Source organism: Kribbella sindirgiensis (assembly GCF_004331435.1).
In the GTDB taxonomy this organism is placed as follows: Bacteria; Actinomycetota; Actinomycetes; order Propionibacteriales; family Kribbellaceae; genus Kribbella; species Kribbella sindirgiensis.
Map to the genome: position 1 here is coordinate 443224 of NZ_SJKA01000006.1, position 24486 is coordinate 467709.

Consider the following 24486-nt stretch of genomic DNA (forward strand, 5'->3'; position numbering starts at 1 on the left):
GCCCACTTCAGAAGGGAACAAGAAATGCGCTCATCCGTGAGCAAGGTCGTCGCGCTCGGCATCGCCGGCGCGCTCGCCCTGGCGGCGTGCAGCTCGGACAAGTCGGGCAAGGGGGCCGCGAACGAGACCAGCGCCGACGGCAAGGTCGTCCTCGACGTGTTCGCGCCGGCCGATCCTTCCAACGGCACCAACCTGGACACCAACGCGGTCACCAAGGTGGTCAGCGACAAGTTCAAGATCCAGTTCCGCTGGCAGACCACGACCTTCGACGCCGGTGCGGCCAAGGAGAAGCGGCAGATCGCGCTGGCCAGCGGCGACTACCCGGACCTGTTCCTGCTGATCCCGTGGGTCGACGGCTTCAGCCAGGCCGAGGTGCTGAAGCTCGGTCAGCAGGGCGTCGCGCAGCCGCTGGAGAACCTGATCAAGGACAACGCGCCGAACATCCAGAAGGCGCTGGACTCCAACAAGACCTTCAAGGAAATGGTGACGGCGCCGGACGGGCACATCTACGCCCTGTCGCAGTGGTCGGACTGCTTCCACTGCACGTACCCGGACAAGCTGTGGATCAACAGCACTTGGCTGAAGAAGCTCGGTCTGCAGGTGCCGAAGACGACCGACGACCTGCGCAAGGTGCTCGAGGCGTTCAAGACCAAGGACCCGAACGGCAACGGCAAGGCCGACGAGATCCCGATGACCACCGACGTCCAGGACAGCAGTCTGATCGCGTACCTGATGAACGCGTTCGCCTACGACCCGGTCGGCGCGAACAACGGCGTCCGGTCGCTCCTCACCCTGAACGGCGACAAGGTCACCACGCCGGTGACGTCGGACCAGTGGAAGGAAGGCCTGAAGTACATTCGCGGCCTCTACAAGGACGGCCTGATCGACCAGGCGGCGTTCACCCAGAACGCGCAGGCGCTGCAGGCCCAGGGCAACAACCCGAAGGCCGTCGTCCTGGGCTCGGTGCCGGTGCTCTGGCCGGGGATCTTCGTCCAGCTGGACTCCAAGGACGGGCGCGACAAGCAGTACGACGCCGTACCGCCGCTGACCGGCCCGGAGGGCAAGAGCTACACGGGGTACAACTACCCGAGCTCGACTGGGTACACGTTCATGCTGACCAACAAGGCCAGCAAGGAGGCCCAGGTCGCGGCGATCAAGATGCTCGACTGGATCTACAGCGACGAAGGTCGCGAGGTCTCGCTGATGGGCCCGGAGAACGTCGGCTGGCGCAAGCCGAAGGCCGGAGAGATCGGGCTCGAGGGTCAGCCGGCGTGGTACCGGTTCTCCGGCGACAAACAGCCGAAGAACCTCTCGTGGGACGCGATGGCGCAGTACAACATCACGCTCGCCTTCAGGAACTCGCAGGTCGTGCCGAAGGACATCTACTCCGGCGACGGTCTGGAGCGGCGGCTGTTCGAGGCCACCAAGCAGTACGAGGGTCACGAGGACAAGGCGCAGTGGTTCCCCTCGACCTCGGTCTGGCCGGACCCGAGCCTGAGCAGTGAGCTCGCCACGCTGCAGACCAACCTGAACACGTACGTGAACCAGAACCAGCTGGCCTTCATCACCGGTTCGAAGAACATCGACACCGAGTGGGACGCGTACGTGAAGGGGCTCGAGAGCACCGGCATGCCGCGGTACCTGGAGATCAACCAGCAGGCCTACGACAAGTACAAGAGCGGAAGCAAGTAATTGTCCCACCTCCTGTGGTTCCACGCCCCCGCGGCGGACTGGTTCGAGGCGTTGCCACTCGGCAACGGGCACCTCGGCGCGAAGGTGTACGGCGGGGTCGCCGACGAGCGGATCGCGCTCAACCTCGACGACGTCTGGTCCGGTGACGGTCCGCGTTCGCTCGAGGTCGCGGACGGGCCGGCGGTGCTGGCCGACGTACGCCGGTTGTTGCTGGAAGACCGTGATCAGCTGGCGGCCACCGAACGGACCCGCGCGTTGCAGGGTCCGTTGGTGGAGTCGTACCAGCCGCTCGCCGATCTGGTGATCCGGTCGGGCGGTACGGCGACTGACTACCGGCGCACGCTCGACCTGAGTACCGGCGTCGTGGGCGTGGACTACACGGTGGACGGCACCCGGTTCCGGCGCGAGACCTTCGTGTCCGCGCCGGACCAGGTGCTGACCTGGACGATCACGGCCGATCGGGACGGTGCTGTTGATCTCGATCTCGCATTGGAGAGTCGGCATCCGGTTTCGGTGAAAGTTGCGGATGGCACCTATGGAGTCGTCGGACGGGCGCCGTCGGATCTGACGATCGAGTACCGGGAGAGTCCCGATCCGATCCGGTACGAGGACGGTCGCGGGATCGGGTTCGGGGTCGCGCTGCGGGCGTTCGCCGACGGAGGATCGGTGACGACGTCCGATGCCGGTGTCACGGTGCGCGGGGCGTCCCGCGTGACCGTCGTACTGGCGGCGGCGAGCACGTTCGCCGGCTGGCGGGTACCTCCCGGACGGGATCCGCTGGTTGCCCTGAATACAGCGTTTTCCGTGCTGGATTCGGTTGCCGTGGACAAGCTTCGGGAGCGGCATATCGAGGATCATGCGGCGTTGTACGACCGGGCGTCGCTGGAGCTCGGCCCGGTGGTGGACGCGCCGACCGGCGAGCGGGTGCGGGCGGTCGGTGCCGGGGGCAACGATCCGGATCTGGTCGCGCTGGCCTTCAATCTCGGTCGGTACCTGTTGATCGCGTCCTCCCGCCCTGGGACGCAGGCGGCCAACCTGCAGGGCATCTGGAACCAGGACCGGCGCCCGATGTGGGCCAGCGACTGGACCAACAACATCAACACCCAGATGAACTACTGGCTCGCCGACCTGACCGGGTTGAGCGAGTGCTTCGACCCGCTCACCGACCTGCTCGAGGGTCTGGCCGCGTCGGGTGCCGAGACGGCCCGGATCCTGTACGACGCACCCGGCTGGGTGTCGCACCACAACGCGGACATCTGGCGGGCGACCTGGCCCGTCGGCGACGGCGGCGACGATCCGGTGTGGTCGATGTGCGCGACGTGCGGGGTATGGCTGACGGCGCATCTCATGGAGCACTACCGGTTCACGCTGGACGTTGGTTTCCTGCGGGAGCGGGCGTATCCGGTGATCGCGGGTCCCGCGGAGTTCGTTCTGGCGATGCTCGTGGACGATGGTGAGCAGTTGCAGTTCATTCCGTCGACCGCGCCGGAGCATCACTTCGTGCTGCCCTCCGGCGAGAAGGCATCGGTCGACCTCACGTCGACGTACGACATCTGGCTGATCCGCGAGCTGTTCGCGAATCTGGTCGAGGCGGAGGGTGTGCTGGGGCTCTCGTCCGACCTCGCGCGCCGGGCGACCATCGCCCGCGGACGGTTGCCGCGGATCGGTACGACGGCTGACGGCCGGTTGCTGGAATGGCCGACGGACTGGGAACCGTCGGAGCCGCAGCATCGGCATCAGTCGCACCTCTACGGTCTGTATCCGGGCGCGGAGATTGATCCTCTGCGGACGCCGGAATGGGCCGCGGCCGCTCGCGCCTCGTTGGAGCGGAGGACCGAGGGCGCGGTGAACGGTGGATGGACCGCGGCCTGGCTGGTGGCGTTGTGGGCGCGGTTGTTCGAGCCGTCTCGCGCTGTGGCGGTGATCCAGGACTACTTGGGCCGGCTGGTGTCGGACAATCTCATGCATCGCGACGGCGACATCTTTCAGATCGACGCCAACTTCGGGCTGACCGGCTGCATCCCTGAACTGTTGCTGCAGAGTCACACCGACGTCATCCGCGTGCTCCCCGCGCTGCCGGCCGAGTGGCCGGACGGATCGTTCCGCGGGTTGCGGGCCCGCGGCGGGCTGACGTTCGACGTCACCTGGCGCGACGGGCAGCTGACAGAAGCCGTCGTACACGCCTCCCACGCAGGCACCCACCAGATCGCCCTCGCCACCAACACCCCCATCACCCTCACCCTCGCCGCCGGCGAGCGCCGCGATCTCACAATCGGGGCGGGTTAGGTGTGCCTTACCTGGGTTGTTGTAGTCTCAACGTCCGTGAAGAGACTGATCGGGATCGTGGTGGCGGCGGGTGTGCTGGTGCTGGCCGGGTGTGGCGGCGGGGACAGCAAGAGCGCGGACGCCGGCGTCGGTGACAAGGAAGTGGCGACCGGCGGGCGGCTGTTCAAGACGGCCGACGAGGAGACCGCGAAACTCGGCTCGGACGCCGCACCGGGAGCGTTCCCGCGGACGGTGAAGCACGCGCTCGGCTCGACCGAGATCCCGGCCAAGCCGTCGCGGGTGGTCGTGCTGGACAGCGGCGAGCTGGACGACGTCCTGGCGCTGGGCATCACCCCGGTCGGGATGGCGACGACCGCGGGGCAGAGCGGCGTACCGTCGTACCTCGCCGACAAGGCGCAGGGGATCAAGACCGTCGGCGGGATCAGCGAGCTGAACCTCGAGGCGATCGCCGCCCTGAAGCCGGACCTGATCCTGGGCAGCAAGCTGCGGGCCAACGACCTGTACGAGAAGCTCAGCGCGATCGCGCCGACGGTGTTCAGCATCCGGCCCGGGTTCCCGTGGAAGGAGAACTTCCTGCTGGTCGCGGACTCGGTCGGCGCGGAGGACCAGGCGACGTCGATCCTGAACGACTACCAGAAGCGCGCCGACGAGGTGAAGTCGAAGGTGGAGGGTACGCCGACGATCTCGCTGGTCCGTTTCCGTCCGGGGCAGATCCGGCTGTACGGCAACCTGTCGTTCATCGGCGTCATCCTGAAGGACGTCGGCCTGCCGCGCCCGAAGATCCAGGACGTGCAGGACCTCGCCGTCGAGGTCTCCCAGGAGAACATCGGCCAGGCCGCCGGCGACTGGATCTTCTACTCCAGCTACGGCAAGCCCGACAGCACCGACGAGACCAAGGTTGTCAACGGCAACCTCTGGAAGTCCCTCCCTGCCGTCAAGGCCGGCAAGTCGGCCCGCGTCGACGACGAGGTCTGGTTCCTCGGCCTCGGCCCCATCGGCGCCATGGACGTCCTCACCGACCTCGAAAAACTCCTCGGCCCCAAGGGCTAGTTCTTCACCTGGTAGTGCAGGTGGACGACGCCGCCGGCGAAGCGGTGCTCGTCCACCAGCTCCAGTGAGAGCTGCAGGTGGTGGGGGAGCGCCCGTTTGCCGCCGCCGACGATGACCGGGTTGAGGAACAGGTGGATCTCGTCGACGAGGGCGGACTCGAGGGCCTGGGCGGCCAGTTCGGCGCCGGCGACGCTGATGTCGGCGGCGGACGACTCTTTGAGGAGCTGTACGGCGTCGGCGTCGAAGCTGCGCCAGATGCGTGTTTTCGCGCTGGTCACCGCCTGCAGCGTGCGCGAGTACACGACCTTCTCGGCCGACCGCCAGATGGCCGCGTACTCCCGGGTCGCCGGCGACTGATCGGTCGCGGTCTCCCAGTAGAGCATCGTTTCGTACATCCGGCGCCCGTACAGGTACGTGCCGATCGGGCGTTCCAGCGCGTTGACGAAGGTGTGCACCTCCTCGTCCGGCGCCGCCCAGTCGAAGTTGCCGTCGGCATCCTCGACGTACCCGTCCAGTGACGTGATCGCCGCATAGACCAGCTTGGCCATCTCACCCCTCCTGCCCCTCCCGCACCGGCAGCCCCTGCCCCGCGAAGACCTTCTCAGCCACGAAAACACCATTCAAGGCTCGAGGGAAGCCGCAGCAGCCGTCATGTCCCGACGGTGACCTGCGGTCAGTCCTCGACGCGGCCGCGGTCGGTGACGTGGATGTGCGGGGCTCGCTGGGCGATTGCCGTGGCCAGTTCGTTGTACGGGAGGGTTCGGCCGAGGATTTCGTGGGTGCCGGGCCAGGGGCAGGACGGGCCCCACGCTTTGGTGCTGCGGGGGAGTGCGTCCTCGTCGACGAGCATGACGACGAGCCGCGGTTCCCAGGTCTCTTCGCTGTCCTGGAGTTCGAGCCGGCAGACGCCGCGGACCTGCGCCCACGGGATCGTGCGCTGCTGCTCACCGCCCAGGTAGATGCCGGTGTCGTCGACGGTGAGCAGTACGTCGTCGGTGTCCTCCTCGCGGCGTTCCTCGTACGCCGTGATCGCGCCGACGACGAGCAGAATCGGCAGCCCGACCGCGAAGATCAGCGGCGTACCGCCCCAGGCCAGCCACACGGCCTCGAGCGGTTCCCGGATCGAGGCGCCCCGGATCGCCTGCACCACGACGATCGTGAGCGTCAGGACGACCATCAGCGCGAAGACCGCGGTACCGAGCGCGAGCGCGGTCTTCGTCGTACCGAGCCCGTGGCGCCTGACGACGAACGGCTCGGTGATCTGCGCTGACGCCATACGGGCATTGTGCGATGCGTTCACCCGAAGGCACCAGAGCTCTCCCGCCATCCTCACGGTTTCCTCATCATTCCGGTGCCGGGCGATCGTCCGTACGGATGAAATCGCCGTCCCTGACCGTGCACGGACTTTGGTCCGGCCCGGCCGTCCGCAACAATCGCTCCATGCCGGACCGCCAGACAGCTGTCGCCACTCGCAAACCGCCGCCGCCGCGCACCAGCGCGCGGCGGAGGAAGAATGGTGGCATGTGGCGGCGCGGACGGGTGATCGCGGTGCTGGCGATCCTGTCGGCGCTGCCGCTGGTGTTCCACCGTTACGTTCCGAACTCGATCGGCAACCTGGGCAGCCTGCTCGACACCTTCCTGCCCTGGGTAGGCGTCGCGGTGCCGGTCCTCGGCCTCGCGGCTCTGGTACGCCGGTCCGCGACGGCCGGTGTCGCGCTGCTGGTCCCCGCACTCGTGTGGGGCCTGATGTTCGGCAACCTGCTCGTCCCGGGCAAGGGTGGCGGGGGAGCGTACGACCTGCGCGTGCTGACGCACAACGTCGACGCCGCCAACCCGGACCCGGAGAAGACCGCGCAGGACCTGATCGCGGCCGACGCCGACGTGATGGCGCTCGAGGAGCTCACCTCGTCGGACCTCAAGATCTACAAGGCTGCTTTCGCCAAGCTGTACCCGTACCAGGTGTCCCGCGACACGGTCGCCCTCTGGTCGAAGTACCCGGTCGTCGAGACCAAGTCCGTCGACGTCGGCTTCAAATGGACCCGGGCGCTGCGCGCGGAGGTCAGCACGCCGGAGGGCAAGGTCGCCGTGTACGTCGCGCACCTCGCCTCGGTCCGCGTCGGCACCAGCGGCTTCACGTCGGACCAGCGCAACGACACGATCAAGGCACTCGGCCGGCAGATCGCCGACGAGCAGCTCGCGGGCGTGATCGTGATGGGCGACTTCAACGGTACGGCGAACGATCGCAGTCTCGCCCCGCTGACGGCCGGCCTCCGCTCGGCGCAGGGCGCGGCGGGCACTGGCTTCGGGTTCACCTGGCCGTCGAAGTTCCCGATGGCGCGGATCGACCACATCCTGGTGCGCGGCGTCACCCCGACCAAGGCCTGGGTGATGAGCTCGACGGGCAGCGATCACCGCCCGGTCGTCGCCGAGCTACGAATCTGACAAGACTCCCGCTCAATGCTTCATGTCCTCGATCAGGATCTCGGACACTGGCTTGGCGTTGTAGTCCAGCAACCAGTGGCCGGCATCGGGAAGTCGGTGAACGGAGCAGGTGGAGTTCGTCCACTGGCAGGTGAGGTCGACGGATCGTCCGTTCGTGAACGGGTCCTGCTTGCCCCAGATCACGGTCGCCGGCACCTCCGCTTTCGTCCAGACGCTGCGGGGATCATTGAGCGGCATCGCCTGGTACCAGCGCAGCGCCGACTCGAAGCGATGATCGCTGCGGAGATAGTCGAGGTAACGGTCGACTTCCGGCGAGACCAAACCTCGCTCGGACAGGAAAGTGACGAGCCGACGCGCGGAACCTGCGTCCCTCGGGGAGAACAACTTCAGAGCCAAGGCCGTGGACTGTGCGCCAAGGACGTACCACGCCCGGAGCAATTGGGCACTCGAGAGACAAGCCTGCACAAACGCCGCAGGGTGTGGAGCAGCGAGCGAGAAGATTCTGGTCACTTGCTTGGGTGCGATCCGGGCGACTTCCCAGGCAACCGACGCTCCGAGATCGTGCCCGACGACCGCAGCTTCTGAGACCTCGAGCTCCGACAGGATCGCCAGAACATCCTCGGCCAGCTTGGTCGAGGTGTAGTCCTGTCGCGGCCCCAGCTCGGACGCCGAGCGGTAGCCACGCATGTTGGGGGCGATGACGCGGAAGCCGGCCGCAACGAGATGATCGGCGACCTGGTCCCATGCGGACATGTTCTGTGGAAAGCCGTGCAGGCAAACAAAGGCCGGACCGCTGCCCCTGTCCAGAACATCAGCAGTGCCTACCACTCGGACGCTCCCTGAGCCTCCCGCCGCGCGACCGCCGCCACTGGTGCCGGGAATTCGTGCGTATGGAGATACTCGCGCATCACGCTGATCGAGCCGATGCCAGGGAGCGCCGAGACGATTCGATCGACCCGCAGCAGCGCGGAGGTGTACTGCGGATCGCGCAGAATCGGGCCGAAGATCTCCTCGTACCAACCCTTGCCGATCAGGTCCATGCCGGGTGGCCGCCAGAGCTTTCCGATCAGGACGCGGGTCGTCCGCTGAGCGGCCGGTGAGGCGCCGAGAAAGATCTCGGCTGCGGTGCGATAAAAACGCATGTGACGAGATTCCTGTTTTGCGATTGCCCTCAGCGCCGACGAGACCGGCGACGTGTCGCAGCGCTGCGCGAGGTGGTTGTAGGTGGTCAGCGCCACCAGTTCTTGCATGGCGCCCAACGTACAGTAAGCGGCCTTCAAGCCGGGGATTCTCCGGCCCAGGTACAGGCTCGGCCAGGTGATGAATGCCCGGATGTCGCGTGACCAGCGCCGCTCGTCGATTGCCAGGTCGGTCGTCCCGTAGTTGCGGGCCATGTGCTTCAGAGCGCGGCTGTGCTCGCCCTCTTCCGCGAGCCAGACAGCGATGAACTCGAGCAGTTCGGGCGATCGGTCCGCTCCGGATGCGGCCAGTTTGCGCCGCATGACCTGAGAGTCCGCCTCGATCATCGACAAAGCCAGCAGCATTCTGCCCAGCTCGGGATCGGCATCGAGATCGGAAACCTGGCGAACCGCTGTCCAGTCGACCGGTCCCCAGGAACTCAGGTACCAGTCGAGCAATTCTCGCAGCTCACTCCCTCGGCCATCGGGTTGTTCAGGCACTTTCGGCCCCTATCAGTAGATGATGCGCAGAATTTGAATAACGACCGTCAGTGATGACACGAAGCCGAGAAAGTAGACGATCCGAGCCGTGATCCCTGCGTACGGATTCACCCGAACTCTTCTGATCCGATCCGCCATGGCCCCTGCGGCCGTAGCCTGTTGTGTGCTCGCCGCGGGCACCTGGGCCAGCGTCAATTTGCTCAGTTCGGCGCTCTTCCAGTTCGCGATGTTCTTCCTGATCAGATAGATCGGAATGCCGACATAGAAAGGTGTTGTCACCAGCCATTGAATGAGCAACGGCGAGAGCACGATCGCCGGATGGTTCGGCAACGAGATCGCGACCATCGCCATCGCGATGCCGTGGATGATGATGGCTGTCCAGGTACAGAGCAGGATCTTCCGGACGTCCGACCAGCCGAAATGGCCGTCGAGGTTGTCGACGTCGGCGCCGTAGTCGATCGACTTCCTGGTCCGCCAGAGGAGTGCGACGGCGCGACCGCCGTAGACATTCTGCAACACGACCGAGTACACGAAGAGAGTTCCCCAGCCGACATAGCCGAGCCACGCCCAGCCCTCGGACGATATCGCTGCCCACCACAGTGAGTACTTGACGGCGCCGCCATTCCCTGTCGTATCAAGAACCGGGTAATCACTGCCGACCGCGAGCGCCTTGCACACGATGCTGACTGACAGGAACGAGAATGCGAGGATCGCGAGGCTCGTCCGTGATGCCCGGCGATAGTACGCGTTGCAGGACTGCACCTCTTGAAGGACGGCGGCTCGTCCGTTCGGCCAGGCGAGGATGTTCCGGCGCTCCATCGAGTCGAGGAACGATTCGATGCCCAGCCACTGGCGGTACATCAGGCCCGGCGTCAAGGACAGCAGGGTTATTGTGATGAGCAGCGGCAGGTCTCTGAGGAAACTCATACGCTCCGAAGGCGGTGCGGAGCTGCAGAGCTTGTCATTGGCATAGATATACGCCTTGATGTCGTGACAGAGCAGGCCCGCGAGATCAGCCTGGCCGAGATCCTGGCCGGCCGCCGCAAGTACCGCAAATGATCCGAGCGCGACGATCGGCAACCAGAACAGGAAGCCGCCGCTGGAATTTCGTTGGCGCAAATGCTGAAGTAGTGACTCCCCTTGGAATATCTGGAGTCTGAGATCTTGTGCCATCCAGGTGTTCCCCCCACGCTCTCCGGCTCTCGACGTTCTGATTATCGGACATCGAGACGGCCGTCAACCTCGCTGAGCGTGTCGCCCGCAGGCGGGTCAGGAATCCGATGCGACTCCTTTCTGATATGCGTAGCGCACTGCCTCCGCGCGGTGGCGGGCGCCGATCTTCGCGAACGTGTTGTTGATGTGCGTCTTCACGGTCGCCTCGCTGATGAACAGCCGGCCCGCGATCTCCGGGTTGCTCAGTCCTTGCGCGATCAACCGCAGTACCTCGGTCTCCCGGGCCGTCAGCCCGTCGGTGCTCTGGTCCGTCGAGGTGAGCCCTGCGATCAAACGCTTCGAGACCTCTGCGTCGAACGTGGACTGCCCGGCCGCGGTCGATCGCAGCGCGGCGCCGATCTCGGCGCGGCCGGCGTCCTTGGTGAGATAGCCGCGGGCGCCGGCACGGAGCGCGCTCGCGATCGAGGCGTCGTCGGCGTACGTCGTCAGCACCAGTACGGCGACGTCCGGGAAGTCGGCCGTGATCCGCGCCGTCGCCTGCGTCCCGTCGAGGACGGGCATCCGCAGGTCCATCAGCACCACGTCTACGTTGCCCCGGGCAACCAGGTCGACGGCCTCGACACCGTTCGCGGCCGCGCCGGTGACGTGGACGCCGTCGATCAGCCCGAGCAGGGCGACCAGTCCTTCCCGCACGACCTGCTGGTCGTCCGCCACGACCACTCGGATTGCGTCAGTCAACCTCTGCCACCACCAACCAGTCGTCGCCGTCCGCACCCGCCGTCAGCGTCCCACCGACCAGCGCCAGCCGCTCCCGCATTCCCGCCAACCCGAACCCCTCGCCGCTCGTGACCCCTTTGGTTCGCACCGACAGCCGTACGCCGTCCTCGTAGACAAGCCTCATGTCAACAATCTGACCAGCCGCATGCTTCGCCGCATTCGTCAGCGCTTCACGCGCCGCGCCGAGCAGTGCAACCGTGACACCTGACTCCAGCCGCTGCCGGCCGGTGACAGTCAGCCGCACGGCGGTGCCATGATCCGCCTCGTGCTGCTCTGCGAGCGCAGCCAACGCCGCAGGGAGCTCCGGCACCTCATCCGCCCGCAGCGCGGCTACAGCATCACGGGCCTCGGTCAGCCCCTGTACGGCGAGCCGGCGCGAGCGACGTACCCGCTCCAGCGCACCGGCCGTGTCACCACGCTCTTCCAGCAGTGCCTCGGCTACCTCGAGCTGAACGCTCAGTGCGCCCAGCGAGTGCGCCAGTACGTCGTGCAGGTCCCGAGCGATCCGCCCACGCTCCTCCAGCGTGGCCGCGCGGGCGTGTTCGCTCTGCGCCAGGCGGGTCTGCTCCAGTAGCTGCTCGGTCTGCCGCGCCTGCACCTCGTACTGGCGCCGGTTCAACCCGAAGGCGGTCAGTGCGGCGGTCCAGAGCAGCTGGGAGAAGTACCAGGTGTCCGGCTGCCCGAACCACCAGGCCGACCCCGCGTACCCGGCAGCGACACCGATGCCGACAGCAATGATCGGCCGGTTGCCGCGACGGCCGAAGTCGATCACCGCGATGTCGGTGATCGCGACCAGCACCAGGACCAGGGCGTTCGACTGCGGGTAGCCGGCGATCAGCGCGTTGCTGACCGCGACGGGGGCTAGCAGTGCTAGCGAGACGTAAGGACGAGCCGTCATCAGCACCGAGCCGACGACGAACGCGGCGAAGGTGACCAGGAGCACCACCCAGACCCACGCGGCCGCAGGCCGTGCGGTGGCCAGTACGGCGACCGCGACCCCCGTGGTGAGCACCCGGCCGACCCAGCCGCTCTCTCCGTGCGGACCGGGCGGCAGCAGCGCCTTCAGCTTCACTGGTTGGTGTACTCCTCGGCCATCTGGCTCGCCTTGCTCTGGATGATCAGTGACTGGGTCAACAGGTTCGCACCCATCGAGACCATCAGCGCGCCGCCGCCGCCGCCGGCGACCGAGGCGCCGAGCAGATGGCCGAGTCCGGCGAGTCCGAGCCGGACGACCAGGTAGGCCACCATGATGCCGAGCCCGGGCATCCCGAGCCGGAAGAACACCTTCCCGGCGCGCCGCTGGACCTGTGCGACCCGTCCGGAGCCGACACCGGCCACGAGCGCGAGCACGGCACCGACCACGAGCAGTACGACGTCGACGGCGCCCAGGACGGTGTGCCGGTCGTACAGCTGGTAGACCCCGACGCCCATCAGCACGAGAGGGCCGCGCCACACGTCGGCGTCGGAGTTCTCCAGCTCGGACCAGGACAGCCGCCGCGCGAGTACGACGACCACGACGGCGATCACGACGAGGGCGTTGGGCAAGGTTCCGAGGCTCATGTCACGGACGGTAGGTCTGCGCGGACATTTGTGGGTACCGACCACGGGTGGAGATCTGGGTGGAGAACCGGCCGGGTCGCCGCCGTGTTTGGTTGAAAGTAGGAGTAACGTTCCTGACCGGTAACAACACGATCTGTCACAGCGGTGATCCGGAGGCCCGATGCTTGCGCAACAATCCATCCTCAGACTGGATGCCACGGCGATCGACTACATCATCATCGCGCTCTACTTCGTCTTCGTGCTCGGGATCGGGTACCTGGCCAGACGCGCGGTGTCGAGCAGCCTGGACTTCTTCCTGTCCGGCCGGTCGCTGCCCGCCTGGGTCACCGGCCTGGCGTTCATCTCGGCCAACCTGGGCGCGATCGAGATCATGGGCATGTCGGCGAACGGCGCGCAGTACGGCATGCCGACCGTGCACTACTTCTGGATCGGCGCGATCCCGGCGATGCTGTTCCTCGGCGTCGTGATGATGCCGTTCTACTACGGCTCCAAGGTCCGCAGCGTGCCGGAGTTCATGCTCCGCCGGTTCGGGAAACCCGCGCACCTGGTGAACGCGATCAGCTTCGCCCTGGCGCAGGTGCTGATCGCGGGCGTGAACCTGTTCCTGCTCGCGACCATCGTGAACGTGCTGCTCGGCTGGCCGATCTGGGTGTCGGTGATCGTCGCCGCCCTGATCGTGCTCAGCTACATCACGCTCGGCGGGCTGTCGGCCGCGATCTACAACGAGGTGCTGCAGTTCTTCGTCATCGTCGCCGCGCTGCTGCCGCTGACCCTGGTCGGCCTGCACAAGGTCGGCGGCTGGCAGGGCCTGGTCGACAAGGTGACCGCGTCGCCGGGCGGCGGCGAGCAGATGTCGGCCTGGCCCGGCAACGCGCTGAGCGGGTTCGGCAACAGTTTCCTGTCGGTGATCGGCATCGTGTTCGGTCTCGGCTTCGTGCTCTCGTTCGGCTACTGGACGACGAACTTCGTCGAGGTGCAGAGGGCGATGGCGTCGAAGAACATGTCGGCGGCCCGGCGGACGCCGATCATCGGCTCGTTCCCGAAGATGTTCGTGCCGTTCATCGTGATCATCCCCGGCATCATCGCCGCGGTGATCGTGCCGGAACTGGCCCAGTTCAAGGCCACCGGCAGCGGCGAGGTCGACTACAACGACGCGATCCTGCTGCTGATGCGCGACCTGCTGCCGAACGGCATGCTCGGCCTCGCGATCACCGGTCTGCTGGCGTCCTTCATGGCCGGTATGGCGGCCAACCTGAGCTCGTTCAACACCGTGATGTCGTACGACATCATCGAGCGCTACGTCATCAAGGACCGGCCGGACGACTTCTACCTGCGCACCGGCCGCTGGGTGACCGTGGCGGGCACGCTGATCGCGATCGGCACGGCCGCGATCGCCTCCGGCTACAGCAACCTGATGGACTACCTGCAGCAGCTGTTCTCGTTCTTCAACGCGCCGCTGTTCGCCACGTTCATCCTCGGTATGTTCTGGAAGCGGATGACGGCGGCGGCCGGCTGGATCGGCCTGGTCAGCGGTACGACGACGGCGATCGTGGTCTTCATCCTGTCCGAGAACGGCGTCATCAACCTGCCCGGTCAGGGCGCCAGCTTCGTCGGCGCCGGCGCGGCGTTCGTGGTCGACATCCTGGTCAGCGTCCTGGTCAGCACCATGACCCGGCCGAAGGAGGAATCCGAGCTGGTCGGCCTGGTGTACTCGCTGACGCCGAAGGAGCAGCGCACCGAGGTGACGCTCCGCGGTGACCACGGCTGGTACCGCAGGCCGGTCCTGCTGGCCGGCATCTCGCTGGCGATGACCATCGTCCTGAACATCGTCTTCGGCTGATTGGGAGCTTGTGATGGCGGAGAAGAAGAAGGCCGGGGCGTTCGACATCCGGATCGTGATCGCGACCCTGGTCGGGATCTACGGGGTGGTGCTGACCGTCCTCGGCATCGTCGAGAAGCAGGCCGAGATCGACAAGGCCGCGGGGATCAACATCAACCTCTGGGGCGGCATCGGGATGCTGGTGTTCACCGCCGTCTTCGTGGCGTGGGCCCGGCTGCGGCCGATCGCCGTACCGATCGACGAGAAGCCTGCCGACGAGTAGGCATGTCCGTTTGACGAACATCGGCGTCCGGTCGGGTCCTCCCGTCCGGGCGCCGGCGTTCGTAGGCTCGAAGTACCCGATCAGGAGGTACTCCGACATGACGATCACAGACGGGCGCCCCGAACTCTCGACGCTCGCGCAGCAGTATGCCGAGAACGGCTTCGTGCTGGTGAAAGGCCTTCTCAGCAAGGAAGAAGCAGCGCACTACCGGCAGCGCAGCCACGACCTGCTGGCCCAGCTGAACCGGACCGACGACCCGACCTGGGGCGCCGCCCGGGACATGACCGAGGCGCCGACGAAGCTGCAGCACCTGCACGACGCGCAGTTCTACGACGCCGAGTTCTCGAAGCTCCTGGTGGACCCGCGGTTCACCGACGTGGCCGCCGCGGTGATGGGTGTGGACAACGTGCAACTGCACCACACCAAGCTGTTCGTGAAGCCGCCGGAGAACGGTTCGCCGTTCCCGTTGCACCAGGACCACCCGTTCTTCCCGCACACCTATCACCGGGTCGGCGCGGCGATCTTCCACTTCGACGACGCACCGGTCGAGAAGGGTTGTGTCCGGGTGATTCCCGGCAGCCACCAGGAGGGGCCACGGGAGCACAGCCCGGAGGGGTCGTACCACCTGCTGGAGCCGTCGTTCGACGCGGCGACACCGCAGCCGGCCGAGGCAGGCGACGTACTGTTCTTCACCTACCTGACCGTGCACGGGTCCGGGGTGAACACCAGTGACGAGGCGCGCACCACCTGGCTGGTCCAGTACCGCGACCCGTCCGACCCGCCGACCGTCAAGACGCACGAGTGGTCACTCGGCCAGGGCATGATGCTGCGGGGAGTCGACCCCACGGGCAGGAGCGCTGTTTGAGCCTCGTATCCGTTGCCGCAGCGGATCGTTTCGTCGACCTCGCGGGACTGCTCGAGTCCTGCGAGGTCGACGGCTTCCGCGCGGACTTCCTCAGCTGGGGCCACTACCGGCCGGAGTACTGGCGCAACTACTGGCACAGCCACTCCTTCCACGAGGTCTGCCTCGCCTACTCCGGCGAGGGCCGCTTCAACAACGGCGCAGTGCAGTACGACGTGGTGCCGGGGTCAGTGTTCCTCGCGCGCCCCGGTGACGTGCACGAGATCGAGTCCTCGCACACGTCGCCGCTCGGCATCGCGTTCTGGGGCTTCACCTTTCGTCCCGGATCCGACGAACGCGGATGGTGGTCCGGGCTGACACGTGCTGACGGCCCTGTCATGTCCACGAGAACCGGTGCGTTGCCTGCACTCATCACGGGCTTGGCTGCGGAGGCGGCTGCGCCGGTGTCCGGGTACGGCACCGTACTGGGTGCACTGGGCGCGACGCTGGTCATGGAAACGGCTCGTGCCTTCGCACTGGATGAGGATCTCGCGGTGGAGCCCGTCAGACGGGACCGTGGACCTCTGGTCGTGGAGGCGATGCAGAGGCACCTCCGAGACAACCTGTCCCGGCCCATCACGGTCCGGGATGTGGCAGCCGCCGTACACCTCTCCGAGCGGCACGCCGAACGCCTCTTCACGCAGCAGACCGGTGCGTCCATCATGTCGACGCTGCGCCGCCTCCGGCTCGAGTTGTCGGCACAGCTCCTCCTGGACCACACCCTGTCCATCACCGAGGTAGCGAGAGCTTGCGGCTACTCCGACGTACGTCCGTTCTCCACTGCCTTCAAACGCAAGTACGGCCGCACTCCCGGCGACCACCGCCGCGCCGGCGGCACCGAGTTCATCTAGAACGAACCCTTGAGGCCGCCTGACGATCCGGGAGACCTCACCGCTCCTGTCCGATGGGTGGGTGAACTGCGGGCCGCGAGACAGGTTCTGGTGCGGTGGGACCTGCTATTTCCTGTCCGCAGCACCCAGAGGGGGTCTCTCGCCCCGGCACGGCCGACCTCTGGACGTGGTCAGCCGAAGGCTGCAGGTCGACAGTACGTATACACCTACTACCCGTCACCCCGCACCGGACGGACGACCAGATCGCCGGCCAGTGGACGTATACGTACTGTCGACCCGCGCATATCCGCAGCCCAACCGCCCCCACTGCATCTAGAACAACTCGGTCCGCACCCACGTCTCACCAGCCGGCTTCGGGCCGTCGTCCTGCTGCAGCGCCACCGCCGCGGGAACAGCTACCGCCGTCATCATCAGCGCGGCTGTGGCGCCCATCTTCCCCAAGTGGACGGCCACAGAGGGTAGTCAAACGAACTCTGGACAGCGGATGACGTCGCTGCTCAAATGCAGGCACATAGTCACGCCGTACCCCTGGAGGGGACACATGAGGAGTCGACTGGGCCGCATCATCGGCATCTGTGCGCTGGCTCTCGGACTGGCCGTCACACCGGTCTTGTCCGCCAGCGCCATCACCGGCGGCGAACCCGACGGCAACGCGCACCCGAACGTCGGTCTGATCCTGTTCTACCAACCTGACGGGCGCTTCCGCTGTACGGCGACGCTCGTCTCGCCGACCGTCGTGGTGACCGCGGCGCACTGCACGCTGGGCACGCTCGGCAAGACCCTGGTGACGTTCGACTCGGTGATCGCCGAGCAGCCGCCGTCGCCGTTCCCGGTCGCCGCGGACCCGTCGAAGGGCTACACGCAGGCGGAGCTGGAGAAGGCCGGCTACAAGTCCGGTACGGCGTACTCGCACCCGAAGTACTCCGACTTCACCGACCTGGACAACTGGAACGACGTCGGCGTCATCGTGCTCGACCGGCCGGTCACGAACATCGCTCCGGCGAAGATCGCGCCCAGCAATTACCTCAACGCGTACCAGCAGCCCAAGCTGAACAGCACGATCTTCACGTCGGTCGGCTACGGCACTGAGGTCCGCAAGGCCGACTCCGGCCCGCAGAAGCCCACGCCGATGTCGTACCCACTGCTGCGCCGTTGGGCCGAGGAGCCGGGGCAGAAGCTCACGCCGCAGATCCTGCAGGTGAACGGCAACGAGCACGACACCCGCGGTACCGGCGGCACCTGCTTCGGTGACTCCGGCGGCCCGACGTTCCTGAACGGCTACCAGGTGACCGTGACCAGCTACGGCTACACGGCCAACTGCCGCTACCTCGACGGTCTGCAGCGGATCGACATCAAGGTCGTCCAGGACTGGCTGAAGACGTTCGGCGTACCTGTCGGCTGACCGCGCTGGGTGCCGTGACCGTCTCGGACGGTCGCGGCACCCGGTGCTATCCTGCTGCTATGCGAGTGAGCCTGCTCCTTACGTAGCCGTACTGGCAACCAGGCGCGATCTGAAGCGCCGGTCAGTGCGGCACCCCCTCCTGTGTGAGGGGATTTTTCATTTCTGGCAGATTTAGGCTCAAACAAGACACGAAGCTGGAGTAGGACCGTGACGGAGCAGGTAGAGGACGCCTCGATCGATCGGGGTGGCTACGACTTCAACGCCATGCAGGCCAAGTGGCGTCCGGTGTGGGAGAAGCTGGACCCGTTCAAGGCGAAGGACGACGGCTCGGCCGAGCGTCGCTACGCGCTCACGATGTTCTCCTACCCGTCCGGCGACCTGCACATGGGCCACGCCGAGGTGTTCGCGCTGCACGACGTCCTGGCGCGCTACTGGTTCCAGCAGGGGTACGACGTGCTGAACCCGATCGGCTGGGACTCGTTCGGTCTGCCGGCGGAGAACGCCGCGATCAAGCGCAACGAGCACCCCGCGACGTACACGTACGCCAACATCGAGACGCAGGCCGAGTCGATCCGCCGCTACGCGCTGAGCTTCGACTGGTCGCGGCGACTGCACACGTCCGACCCGGAGTACTACCGCTGGACGCAGTGGCTGTTCCTGCGGCTGTACGAGCGCGGTCTGGCGTACCGCAAGGCGTCGTACGTCAACTGGTGCCCGAACGACCAGACCGTGCTGGCCAACGAGCAGGTGGTCCAGGGACGCTGCGAGCGCTGTGGCTGGGAGGTCACCAAGCGGGAGCTGACCCAGTGGTACTTCAAGACCACTGAGTACGCCCAGCGGCTGCTGGACGACATGGAGCTGCTGCAGTGGCCGGAAGAGATCCTGCTGATGCAGCGCAACTGGATCGGCCGCTCCGAGGGCGCGTTCGCGGAGTTCCAGGTCGAGGGCCGCGACGAGCCGATCAAGGTGTTCACCACTCGTCCGGACACGCTGTTCGGCGCGACCTTCATGGTCGTGGCGCCGGACGCGAAGCTGGCGGCAACCCTGGTCACGCCGGACCAGCAGGAGGCCTTCGACACCTACCTGGCGAAGGTCAAGGGCGAGACCGAGATCGAGCGGCTGAGCACGGAGCGCGAGAAGACCGGTGTCTTCCTGGGCTCGTACGCGATCAACCCGGTGACCGGCAAGCGGATCCCGATCTGGGCGGCCGACTACGTGCTGGCCGACTACGGCACCGGCGCGATCATGGCCGTCCCGGGGCAGGACACGCGGGACTGGGAGTTCGCGGAGAAGTTCGGCCTGCCGATCGTCCGCACCGTACAGCCGACCGACGGCTTCGACGGCAAGGCGTTCACCGGTGACGGTCCGGCGATCAACAGCGCGAACGACGAGATCAGCCTGGACGGCCTGGAGGTCGCCGAGGCCAAGTCGCGGATCATCGACTGGCTGGAGAGCAAGGGTCTGGGCGAGCGGACGATCAACTACCGCCTGCGCGACTGGCTGCTGAGCCGCCAGCGGTACTGGGGCTGCCCGATCCCGATCATTCACTGCCCGTCCTGCGGCGAGGTCCCGGTCCCCGACGACCAGCTGCCGATGGAGCTGCCCGACCTGCGCGGCGCCGACCTGCAGCCGAAGGGCGTGTCGCCGCTGGCCGCGGCCCGCGAGTGGGTCGAGGTCGACTGCCCCAAGTGCGGTGGCCGGGCCGAGCGCGACACCGACACGATGGACACGTTCGTCGACTCGTCCTGGTACTTCCTGCGCTACCTGTCGCCGGAGTACACCGACGGTCCGTTCGACCAGGCCACGGCCGAGCGGTGGATGTCGGTGTACCAGTACGTCGGCGGCAAGGAGCACGCCGTACTGCATCTCCTGTACGCGCGGTTCTTCGTCAAGGCGCTGCACGACATGGGCCTGCTGAGCGTCGTGGAGCCGTTCACCCGGCTGCTGAACCAGGGCCAGGTCATCAACCAGGGCAAGGCGATGAGCAAGTCCCTGGGCAACGGCGTGAACCTGGGCGACATGATCGACGAGTACGGCGTGGACGCCGTCCGGCTGACCATGGTGTTCGCGGGACCGCCGTCGGACGACATCGACTGGGCCGACATGTCCCCGGGCGGTTCGCTGAAGTTCCTGCAGCGGGCCTGGCGGCTGGCCGGAGCGGTCGAGGCACCGGTCGGCGCGGACCCCGCGACCGGTGACGCCGAGCTGCGCAAGCTGACCCACCGGACGGTGGCGGACGCGGCCGAGCTGATCGACTCGCAGCGGTTCAACGTCATGGTCGCCCGGATCATGGAGCTGGTGAACGCGACCCGGAAGGCGATCGACTCCGGTCCGGGTGCTGCCGACCCGGCGGTGCGCGAGGCGGTCGAGGCGGTGGCGATCGTGCTGAGCCTGGTCGCGCCGTACACGGCCGAGGAGATGTGGGAGGAGCTGGGCCACGAGCCGACCGTCGCCAAGGCCGGCTGGCCGAAGGTCGACCCGGCGCTGCTGGTCCAGGACTCGGTCACCTGCGTGGTGCAGATCGCCGGCAAGGTGAAGGACCGGCTGGAGGTCTCGCCGGACATCTCCGACGCCGACCTGGAGCAGCTGGCGCTGGCCTCGGAGGCGATCCAGAAGGCGCTGGACGGCCGCGGCACCCGCAAGGTGATCGTGCGGGCGCCCAAGCTGGTCAACATCGTCCCCGCCTGATGGACTCGGTCGTCCTCGATATTCATACCGGTGCTCGTGAGGTCGTCCTCGACCTCACGAGCCGGTGTGAACAGTTCGTTTCCGGTCGCGGCGACGGCCTGCTGCACGTGTTCGTGCCGCACGCGACCGCCGGCGTCGCGATCCTCGAAACCGGCGCCGGCAGCGATCTCGACCTGCTCGCGGTCCTCGAGGACCTGCTGCCGCGGGACTTCGACTGGCAGCACCGCCACGGCTCACCCGGCCACGGCCGCGACCATGTGCTCCCGGCCCTGATCCCGCCGTACGCGACGGTCCCGGTCCTGGCCGGCCGCCTGACGCTCGGCACCTGGCAATCCATCTGCCTCGTCGACACCAACCGCGACAATCCCGACCGCCACGTCCGCCTGTCGTTCCTGGCCGGTTAGCGGACTACCCGGTAATAACCCGGGCCGTATTTTGGTGACTTATCGTGATGTTGGCGGTCGCGTTACGTTTGCGAAACACGGTTCGGCTTGAATTGTCGTCATGGCTGCCCTTGACACGCTGCGCGACGTCACCGCTGAGCTGCTGGTTCGCGCTACCCGTGGTATTTCCGACGGCAGCCTGCTGAATGCCGACTCGGGCCGTGCGGATACCCGCGCCCGTCTCGACGACTGGGCCGGCATCCTTTCTCTGTATCCCACCGACAATGAATCCAGCTCGGTTCGCGCGACTGCTTGAAACGTGCATTTCTGAGTTCGCAGCAATTCGAAACCCGTTGCCCCGATCAACGAATTGTGTGATCCAGGCCGCATCCCGCCGCCCGGTCACGCCCGCCGCCGGGCCGCTTGTCACGCTATGTTGTGACAGGAACGTGAGGCCTAAGAGGGGTGACAGGCTGTGTCGGACACGGATGGCCGGGCGGACGGTCGGCGGGGATTCGCCGATCTGTTGCTCGACTTGAGGGTCCAGGCCGGTCTCTCCCAGGAGGAGCTGGCCGACCGGGCCGGGCTGAGTGTGCGGTCGATCCGCGAGATGGAGGCCGGCCGGGTCGCGCGCCCGCGCAAGGACTCCGTCCGCCTGCTCGCCTCGGCACTCGGTCTGCGGCCCGACGACACCGATCGCTTCCTCGCGGCCGCGGGGCATGGCTCGGTGCGTCCCGTCGTACGGGCGGTGGAGCCGTCGCCGCCGGTCGTCTCGGTCGCGGACGCCGTACCGACCGGTCTGCGCTGGCGAGGCACCCGCCCGATCCCTGACGGTCTCGTCGGCCGCGAAGAAGAGCTGTTCGAGCTCGAGGCGCTGCTGCGGCAGAACCGGCTCGTCACGCTCGTCGGTCCCGGTGGGGTCGGCAAGACCGAGCTGGCGCTTGCCGCGGCGGACCGGTTCTCCGGCGCCGACACCACCGTCGTGGTCGTCGACCTCACCACCGTCCAGCGCGATGCCGCCGTACCGTCGGCGATCCTGGACGCCTTCGGCACAGCCCCGGGTACGTCGGACCTCGACGACGTACTGTCCGGGCGCCGGCCCGGTGACCTGGTGATCGTCGAGGACAACGCCGAGCACGTCCTCGACGGTGTCGCGACGGTCGCCAACCGGATGGTCCGCAGCTTCCCGGGGATCGGCGTCCTGGTCACGTCCCGGATCCCGCTCGGTCTGCCGGACGAGGTGGTCCGCCGGGTGCAGGTGCTCGGCGTTCCGGCGAACGACGAGGACTTCGAGGCGATCTCCGCTTCGCCGGCAGTCGAGATGTTCTGCCGCCGTGTCGCGCGGGTGCGGCCGGGCTTCACGCTGACCCCTTCGAATGCCCCGACCGTGGCGCGGCTGTGCCGACGGCTGGACGGTCTGCCGCTCGCGCTCGAGCTGGCGGCCGCGCGGGCAGGCTCGCTGTCGGTGGAGGCGATTCTCGCTGCGCTCGACGACCGGTTCCGGCTGCTGTCCGGGCCGCGCCGGTTCGGTGCGCCGCATCAGCGGACGCTCGCGGACACGATCGCGTGGAGCGTCGACGCGCTCTCGGACGCGGCGCGGCAGCTGCTGTACCGGGCCTCGGTGCTCGGGTCGCCGTTCACGCTCGAGGCTGTCGCGGGTGTCTGCACGGGCACTCCGATCGACGAGAGCGACGTACCGATGCTGCTCGCCGAGCTGGTCGAGAAGTCGCTGCTGCAGCCTGTGCACGAGTTCGAGCAGTTGTACGGCGCGCGGTACAAGCTGCTGGAGACGATCCGGGAGCACGCGTACGCCGGGCTGTCGTCACAGGACGACGACCTCACCGAGTTCCGGAACCGGGCAGTCGAATGGTGTACGACGTACGTCTCGGGGCTGGAGGGCGCGTGGTCGTCACCGGATCGCGATCGGCGCTACCGGGCCGCGCATGCGAACTCGGCGCTGTTCGAGGTCGCGCTGGCGCGTGCAGGTGAGCTGGGGGAGTGGGACACCGCGGCGCGGATCGTGCTCGGGTTCCGGATCGCGTGGCAGTACCAGGCGAGTGTCGCCGAGAGCGGGATCCGCTGGGCGACGCTGTGCGCCTCCAATGTCTCTGACAAGGAGGTTGGCGGTCGGCTGCTCGCGATCGCCGGGCGGCTGTCCAGTCTGACCGGTGACATCCGTGGAGCGCGCCGGCACTACGAAGAGGCACGCACGCTGATCCCGGGCGAGACAGAGATGGGCCTGGTCGCCCGGGGCGGCTGGGTGTCGTCCGGGTCGCACCTGCTCGATACGCAGAGCCTGGCCGAGATCCCCGCGCTCGTAGACGACGCTCGCAAGCATGGCGACGTACAGCGGTCTGCCACGGTGCAGGCGACCTGTGGGCTGGCGCTGCTGCGGTGGGGTCGTCTGGTCGAGGCCAAGGAGCTCCTGCTTGCTTGGGAGGCTGCACTGGTCAATCCGGGGGTCTACCCGGACGAGATCGCGTACATGGCACTCAGCCGCGTCGATCTGGAGCTGGGGAACCTGTCCGGTGCCCGTCACTGGGCGCAGCTCGCCCGCGACAGCCAGGCGTCAGATGATCCGGAGCGCACCAAGGTCGCTGGGTGCCTCGCGATGGTGGAGTACCACGACGGCCGGTACGACGAGGCGCGGGCGCTGCTCGACCAGGCCGACGCCGACATCCGCGGCCACCGTGGGTACTTCGACTACCTGGTGATGCTCTACCGGTCCCGGCTGGCCCGTGCCGCCGGTGAGGCCGAGCAGGCGCGCGTGACGATTCTGGACGCGCTCAACCGGTTGCTGCTCGAAGGGCGGGTCGTCTACCTGCTCGAAGTACTGCCGGAAGCCGTGGCGGTGCTGCACGCGCTAGGGCGCTCTGACGCCGGAGACGCCATCTGCGGTCAGTTGCTGGCGTGGCAGCGGTCCATGGACCCGCCGATGCTGCCGACCGCGTGGGCGGTCCTGCAGGAGTCGTGCGAGAGCGCATCGGTCGCGGACGGGTGGCCGGAGCCGGACCCGTCGGCCGCCGTACAGCGGCTGGCCAACGACGTACTTGCTGCGCTCTCTTCGCCGCTTTTGTGACGCGGATCTGCTGAAGCTGCCGGGTAACTGCCGGTTGTTCTGCCTCGTCCTGACATGGCTGCCGGACAAAGAATTACAGCCGTAGGGCAGGTTCCACGAAGCAGAGACCGACATCGGTGACAGGCAGCGAAAGGGTGGTGAACCATGAAGAGGCCATGGCGAACGGCCCAGCTGCCCAGCCCGGCGAAGGCGACGCGGAGGGCCTCCGGTGGCTGGTTGGTGGGGGCGCCGACCGGCGGCCGAGAGCTCCGGAGTGCTGTGGAGTGTGGATCTGTCCTGCCTGTACCGGGCGCGGTGCACCGTCAGGGCACTGCTTCCGGGGCGGGGTCCCAGCACAGGGTCAGGCACACGACACAGGGGACGAGTGCCACGACCCGGCTGGCGCGGATCAACCGGTGGGTTTGGTCACCCACCGGCCGGC

22 protein-coding genes are annotated in these 24486 nt (G+C 67.1%); 13 read left to right on the plus strand and 9 right to left on the minus strand.

Translation table 11 applies throughout. From position 1 onward, the window contains the following. Positions 1 to 24 precede the first annotated feature (24 nt). The 3 genes from E0H50_RS19945 to E0H50_RS19955 are packed head-to-tail and all read left to right on the plus strand — an operon-like array spanning position 25 to position 5028. Positions 25 to 1692 carry a type 2 periplasmic-binding domain-containing protein gene (locus E0H50_RS19945; protein WP_131290614.1) on the plus strand — a complete coding sequence of 556 codons (1668 nt, stop codon included), beginning with the start codon at positions 25 to 27 and terminating at the stop codon, positions 1690 to 1692. Beyond that, positions 1693 to 3978 carry a glycoside hydrolase family 95 protein gene (locus E0H50_RS19950; RefSeq protein ID WP_131290617.1) on the plus strand — a complete coding sequence of 762 codons (2286 nt, stop codon included), beginning with the start codon at positions 1693 to 1695 and terminating at the stop codon, positions 3976 to 3978. A 36-nt stretch (positions 3979 to 4014) separates the two neighbouring features. Continuing rightward, positions 4015 to 5028 (plus strand): ABC transporter substrate-binding protein, encoded by a 1014-nt coding sequence (locus E0H50_RS19955; protein ID WP_131290620.1) that lies wholly within the window; start codon positions 4015 to 4017, stop codon positions 5026 to 5028. On the opposite strand, the gene E0H50_RS19960 is transcribed toward E0H50_RS19955, so the two are convergent. Both E0H50_RS19960 and E0H50_RS19965 read right to left on the minus strand, forming a co-directional pair. Further along, positions 5025 to 5576 carry a dihydrofolate reductase family protein gene (locus E0H50_RS19960; RefSeq protein WP_131290623.1) on the minus strand — a complete coding sequence of 184 codons (552 nt, stop codon included), beginning with the start codon at positions 5574 to 5576 and terminating at the stop codon, positions 5025 to 5027. The two genes, E0H50_RS19955 and E0H50_RS19960, sit on opposite strands and share 4 nt — an antisense overlap. Positions 5577 to 5701: 125 nt before the next feature. Beyond that, positions 5702 to 6304 (minus strand): hypothetical protein, encoded by a 603-nt coding sequence (locus E0H50_RS19965; RefSeq protein ID WP_131290625.1) that lies wholly within the window; start codon positions 6302 to 6304, stop codon positions 5702 to 5704. 245 nt (positions 6305 to 6549) lie between these two features. Between E0H50_RS19965 and E0H50_RS19970 the strand changes: the two genes are divergently transcribed. Further along, positions 6550 to 7470: an endonuclease/exonuclease/phosphatase family protein gene (locus E0H50_RS19970; protein ID WP_238151087.1), complete on the plus strand. Its 921-nt coding sequence runs from the start codon at positions 6550 to 6552 to the stop codon at positions 7468 to 7470. Between the two features lie 12 nt (positions 7471 to 7482). Here E0H50_RS19970 and E0H50_RS19975 read toward each other — a convergent pair whose 3' ends face one another. The 6 genes from E0H50_RS19975 to E0H50_RS20000 form a co-directional block, all read right to left on the minus strand. Beyond that, positions 7483 to 8298: an alpha/beta fold hydrolase gene (locus E0H50_RS19975; protein ID WP_131290631.1), complete on the minus strand. Its 816-nt coding sequence runs from the start codon at positions 8296 to 8298 to the stop codon at positions 7483 to 7485. Continuing rightward, positions 8292 to 9107: an acyl-ACP desaturase gene (locus E0H50_RS19980; RefSeq protein WP_131290634.1), complete on the minus strand. Its 816-nt coding sequence runs from the start codon at positions 9105 to 9107 to the stop codon at positions 8292 to 8294. The genes E0H50_RS19975 and E0H50_RS19980 overlap by 7 nt, the downstream gene beginning before the upstream one ends. 54 nt (positions 9108 to 9161) lie before the next feature. Next, complete coding sequence (locus E0H50_RS19985) at positions 9162 to 10322, minus strand: hypothetical protein (RefSeq protein ID WP_131290637.1); 1161 nt, start codon at positions 10320 to 10322, stop codon at positions 9162 to 9164. Positions 10323 to 10418: 96 nt separating this feature from the next. Then, positions 10419 to 11060, minus strand: coding sequence for a response regulator (locus E0H50_RS19990; protein ID WP_131290640.1), 642 nt, complete (start codon positions 11058 to 11060; stop codon positions 10419 to 10421). Beyond that, positions 11053 to 12171: a sensor histidine kinase gene (locus E0H50_RS19995; RefSeq protein ID WP_131290643.1), complete on the minus strand. Its 1119-nt coding sequence runs from the start codon at positions 12169 to 12171 to the stop codon at positions 11053 to 11055. The genes E0H50_RS19990 and E0H50_RS19995 overlap by 8 nt, the downstream gene beginning before the upstream one ends. Further along, positions 12168 to 12659 carry a hypothetical protein gene (locus E0H50_RS20000; protein WP_131290646.1) on the minus strand — a complete coding sequence of 164 codons (492 nt, stop codon included), beginning with the start codon at positions 12657 to 12659 and terminating at the stop codon, positions 12168 to 12170. The genes E0H50_RS19995 and E0H50_RS20000 overlap by 4 nt, the downstream gene beginning before the upstream one ends. A gap of 160 nt (positions 12660 to 12819) precedes the next feature. Between E0H50_RS20000 and E0H50_RS20005 the strand changes: the two genes are divergently transcribed. The 4 genes from E0H50_RS20005 (at position 12820) to E0H50_RS20020 (ending at position 16513) form a co-directional block, all read left to right on the plus strand. Continuing rightward, on the plus strand, positions 12820 to 14499 hold the full coding sequence (locus E0H50_RS20005; RefSeq protein WP_131290649.1) for a sodium:solute symporter family protein: 1680 nt from the start codon (positions 12820 to 12822) through the stop codon (positions 14497 to 14499). Positions 14500 to 14512: 13 nt separating this feature from the next. Then, on the plus strand, positions 14513 to 14761 hold the full coding sequence (locus tag E0H50_RS20010) for a hypothetical protein (RefSeq protein WP_131290652.1): 249 nt from the start codon (positions 14513 to 14515) through the stop codon (positions 14759 to 14761). 97 nt (positions 14762 to 14858) lie between these two features. Then, entirely contained in the window at positions 14859 to 15626 is a 768-nt protein-coding gene (locus E0H50_RS20015) for a phytanoyl-CoA dioxygenase family protein (protein WP_131290655.1), read from the plus strand. Continuing rightward, positions 15623 to 16513 carry a helix-turn-helix domain-containing protein gene (locus E0H50_RS20020; protein WP_131290658.1) on the plus strand — a complete coding sequence of 297 codons (891 nt, stop codon included), beginning with the start codon at positions 15623 to 15625 and terminating at the stop codon, positions 16511 to 16513. The genes E0H50_RS20015 and E0H50_RS20020 overlap by 4 nt, the downstream gene beginning before the upstream one ends. Positions 16514 to 16825: 312 nt before the next feature. On the opposite strand, the gene E0H50_RS43030 is transcribed toward E0H50_RS20020, so the two are convergent. Beyond that, positions 16826 to 16966 (minus strand): hypothetical protein, encoded by a 141-nt coding sequence (locus E0H50_RS43030; protein WP_165547219.1) that lies wholly within the window; start codon positions 16964 to 16966, stop codon positions 16826 to 16828. An 88-nt stretch (positions 16967 to 17054) separates the two neighbouring features. On the opposite strand from E0H50_RS43030, the gene E0H50_RS20025 reads away from it, so the two are divergent. From E0H50_RS20025 to E0H50_RS20045, 5 genes are all read left to right on the plus strand, one after another. After that, positions 17055 to 17915, plus strand: coding sequence for a S1 family peptidase (locus E0H50_RS20025; protein ID WP_131290660.1), 861 nt, complete (start codon positions 17055 to 17057; stop codon positions 17913 to 17915). Between the two features lie 207 nt (positions 17916 to 18122). Further along, the gene (gene leuS / locus E0H50_RS20030; RefSeq protein ID WP_202868224.1) at positions 18123 to 20603 is read left to right on the plus strand and encodes a leucine--tRNA ligase; all 2481 of its coding nucleotides are present in this window, start codon (positions 18123 to 18125) and stop codon (positions 20601 to 20603) included. Beyond that, entirely contained in the window at positions 20603 to 21007 is a 405-nt protein-coding gene (locus tag E0H50_RS20035) for a YjbQ family protein (protein ID WP_131290663.1), read from the plus strand. Before leuS ends, E0H50_RS20035 begins: the two co-directional genes overlap by 1 nt. Before the next feature lie 100 nt (positions 21008 to 21107). Next, the gene (locus tag E0H50_RS20040) at positions 21108 to 21302 is read left to right on the plus strand and encodes a hypothetical protein (RefSeq protein ID WP_131290666.1); all 195 of its coding nucleotides are present in this window, start codon (positions 21108 to 21110) and stop codon (positions 21300 to 21302) included. A 159-nt stretch (positions 21303 to 21461) separates the two neighbouring features. Next, positions 21462 to 24065, plus strand: coding sequence for an ATP-binding protein (locus tag E0H50_RS20045; protein ID WP_131290669.1), 2604 nt, complete (start codon positions 21462 to 21464; stop codon positions 24063 to 24065). The last annotated feature ends 421 nt before the right edge of the window (positions 24066 to 24486 follow it).

Excerpts from the sequence above, each read along its gene's own strand:
- E0H50_RS19945 (WP_131290614.1), top strand. The coding sequence starts at position 25 with ATGCGCTCATCCGTGAGCAAGGTCGTCGCGCTCGGCATCGCCGGCGCG.
- E0H50_RS19960 (WP_131290623.1), bottom strand. The coding sequence starts at position 5,576 with ATGGCCAAGCTGGTCTATGCGGCGATCACGTCACTGGACGGGTACGTC.
- E0H50_RS19965 (WP_131290625.1), bottom strand. The coding sequence starts at position 6,304 with ATGGCGTCAGCGCAGATCACCGAGCCGTTCGTCGTCAGGCGCCACGGG.
- E0H50_RS19970 (WP_238151087.1), top strand. The coding sequence starts at position 6,550 with ATGTGGCGGCGCGGACGGGTGATCGCGGTGCTGGCGATCCTGTCGGCG.
- E0H50_RS19985 (WP_131290637.1), bottom strand. The coding sequence starts at position 10,322 with ATGGCACAAGATCTCAGACTCCAGATATTCCAAGGGGAGTCACTACTT.
- E0H50_RS20000 (WP_131290646.1), bottom strand. The coding sequence starts at position 12,659 with ATGAGCCTCGGAACCTTGCCCAACGCCCTCGTCGTGATCGCCGTCGTG.
- E0H50_RS20005 (WP_131290649.1), top strand. The coding sequence starts at position 12,820 with ATGCTTGCGCAACAATCCATCCTCAGACTGGATGCCACGGCGATCGAC.
- E0H50_RS20010 (WP_131290652.1), top strand. The coding sequence starts at position 14,513 with ATGGCGGAGAAGAAGAAGGCCGGGGCGTTCGACATCCGGATCGTGATC.
- E0H50_RS20015 (WP_131290655.1), top strand. The coding sequence starts at position 14,859 with ATGACGATCACAGACGGGCGCCCCGAACTCTCGACGCTCGCGCAGCAG.
- E0H50_RS20025 (WP_131290660.1), top strand. The coding sequence starts at position 17,055 with ATGAGGAGTCGACTGGGCCGCATCATCGGCATCTGTGCGCTGGCTCTC.
- E0H50_RS20035 (WP_131290663.1), top strand. The coding sequence starts at position 20,603 with ATGGACTCGGTCGTCCTCGATATTCATACCGGTGCTCGTGAGGTCGTC.
- E0H50_RS20040 (WP_131290666.1), top strand. The coding sequence starts at position 21,108 with ATGGCTGCCCTTGACACGCTGCGCGACGTCACCGCTGAGCTGCTGGTT.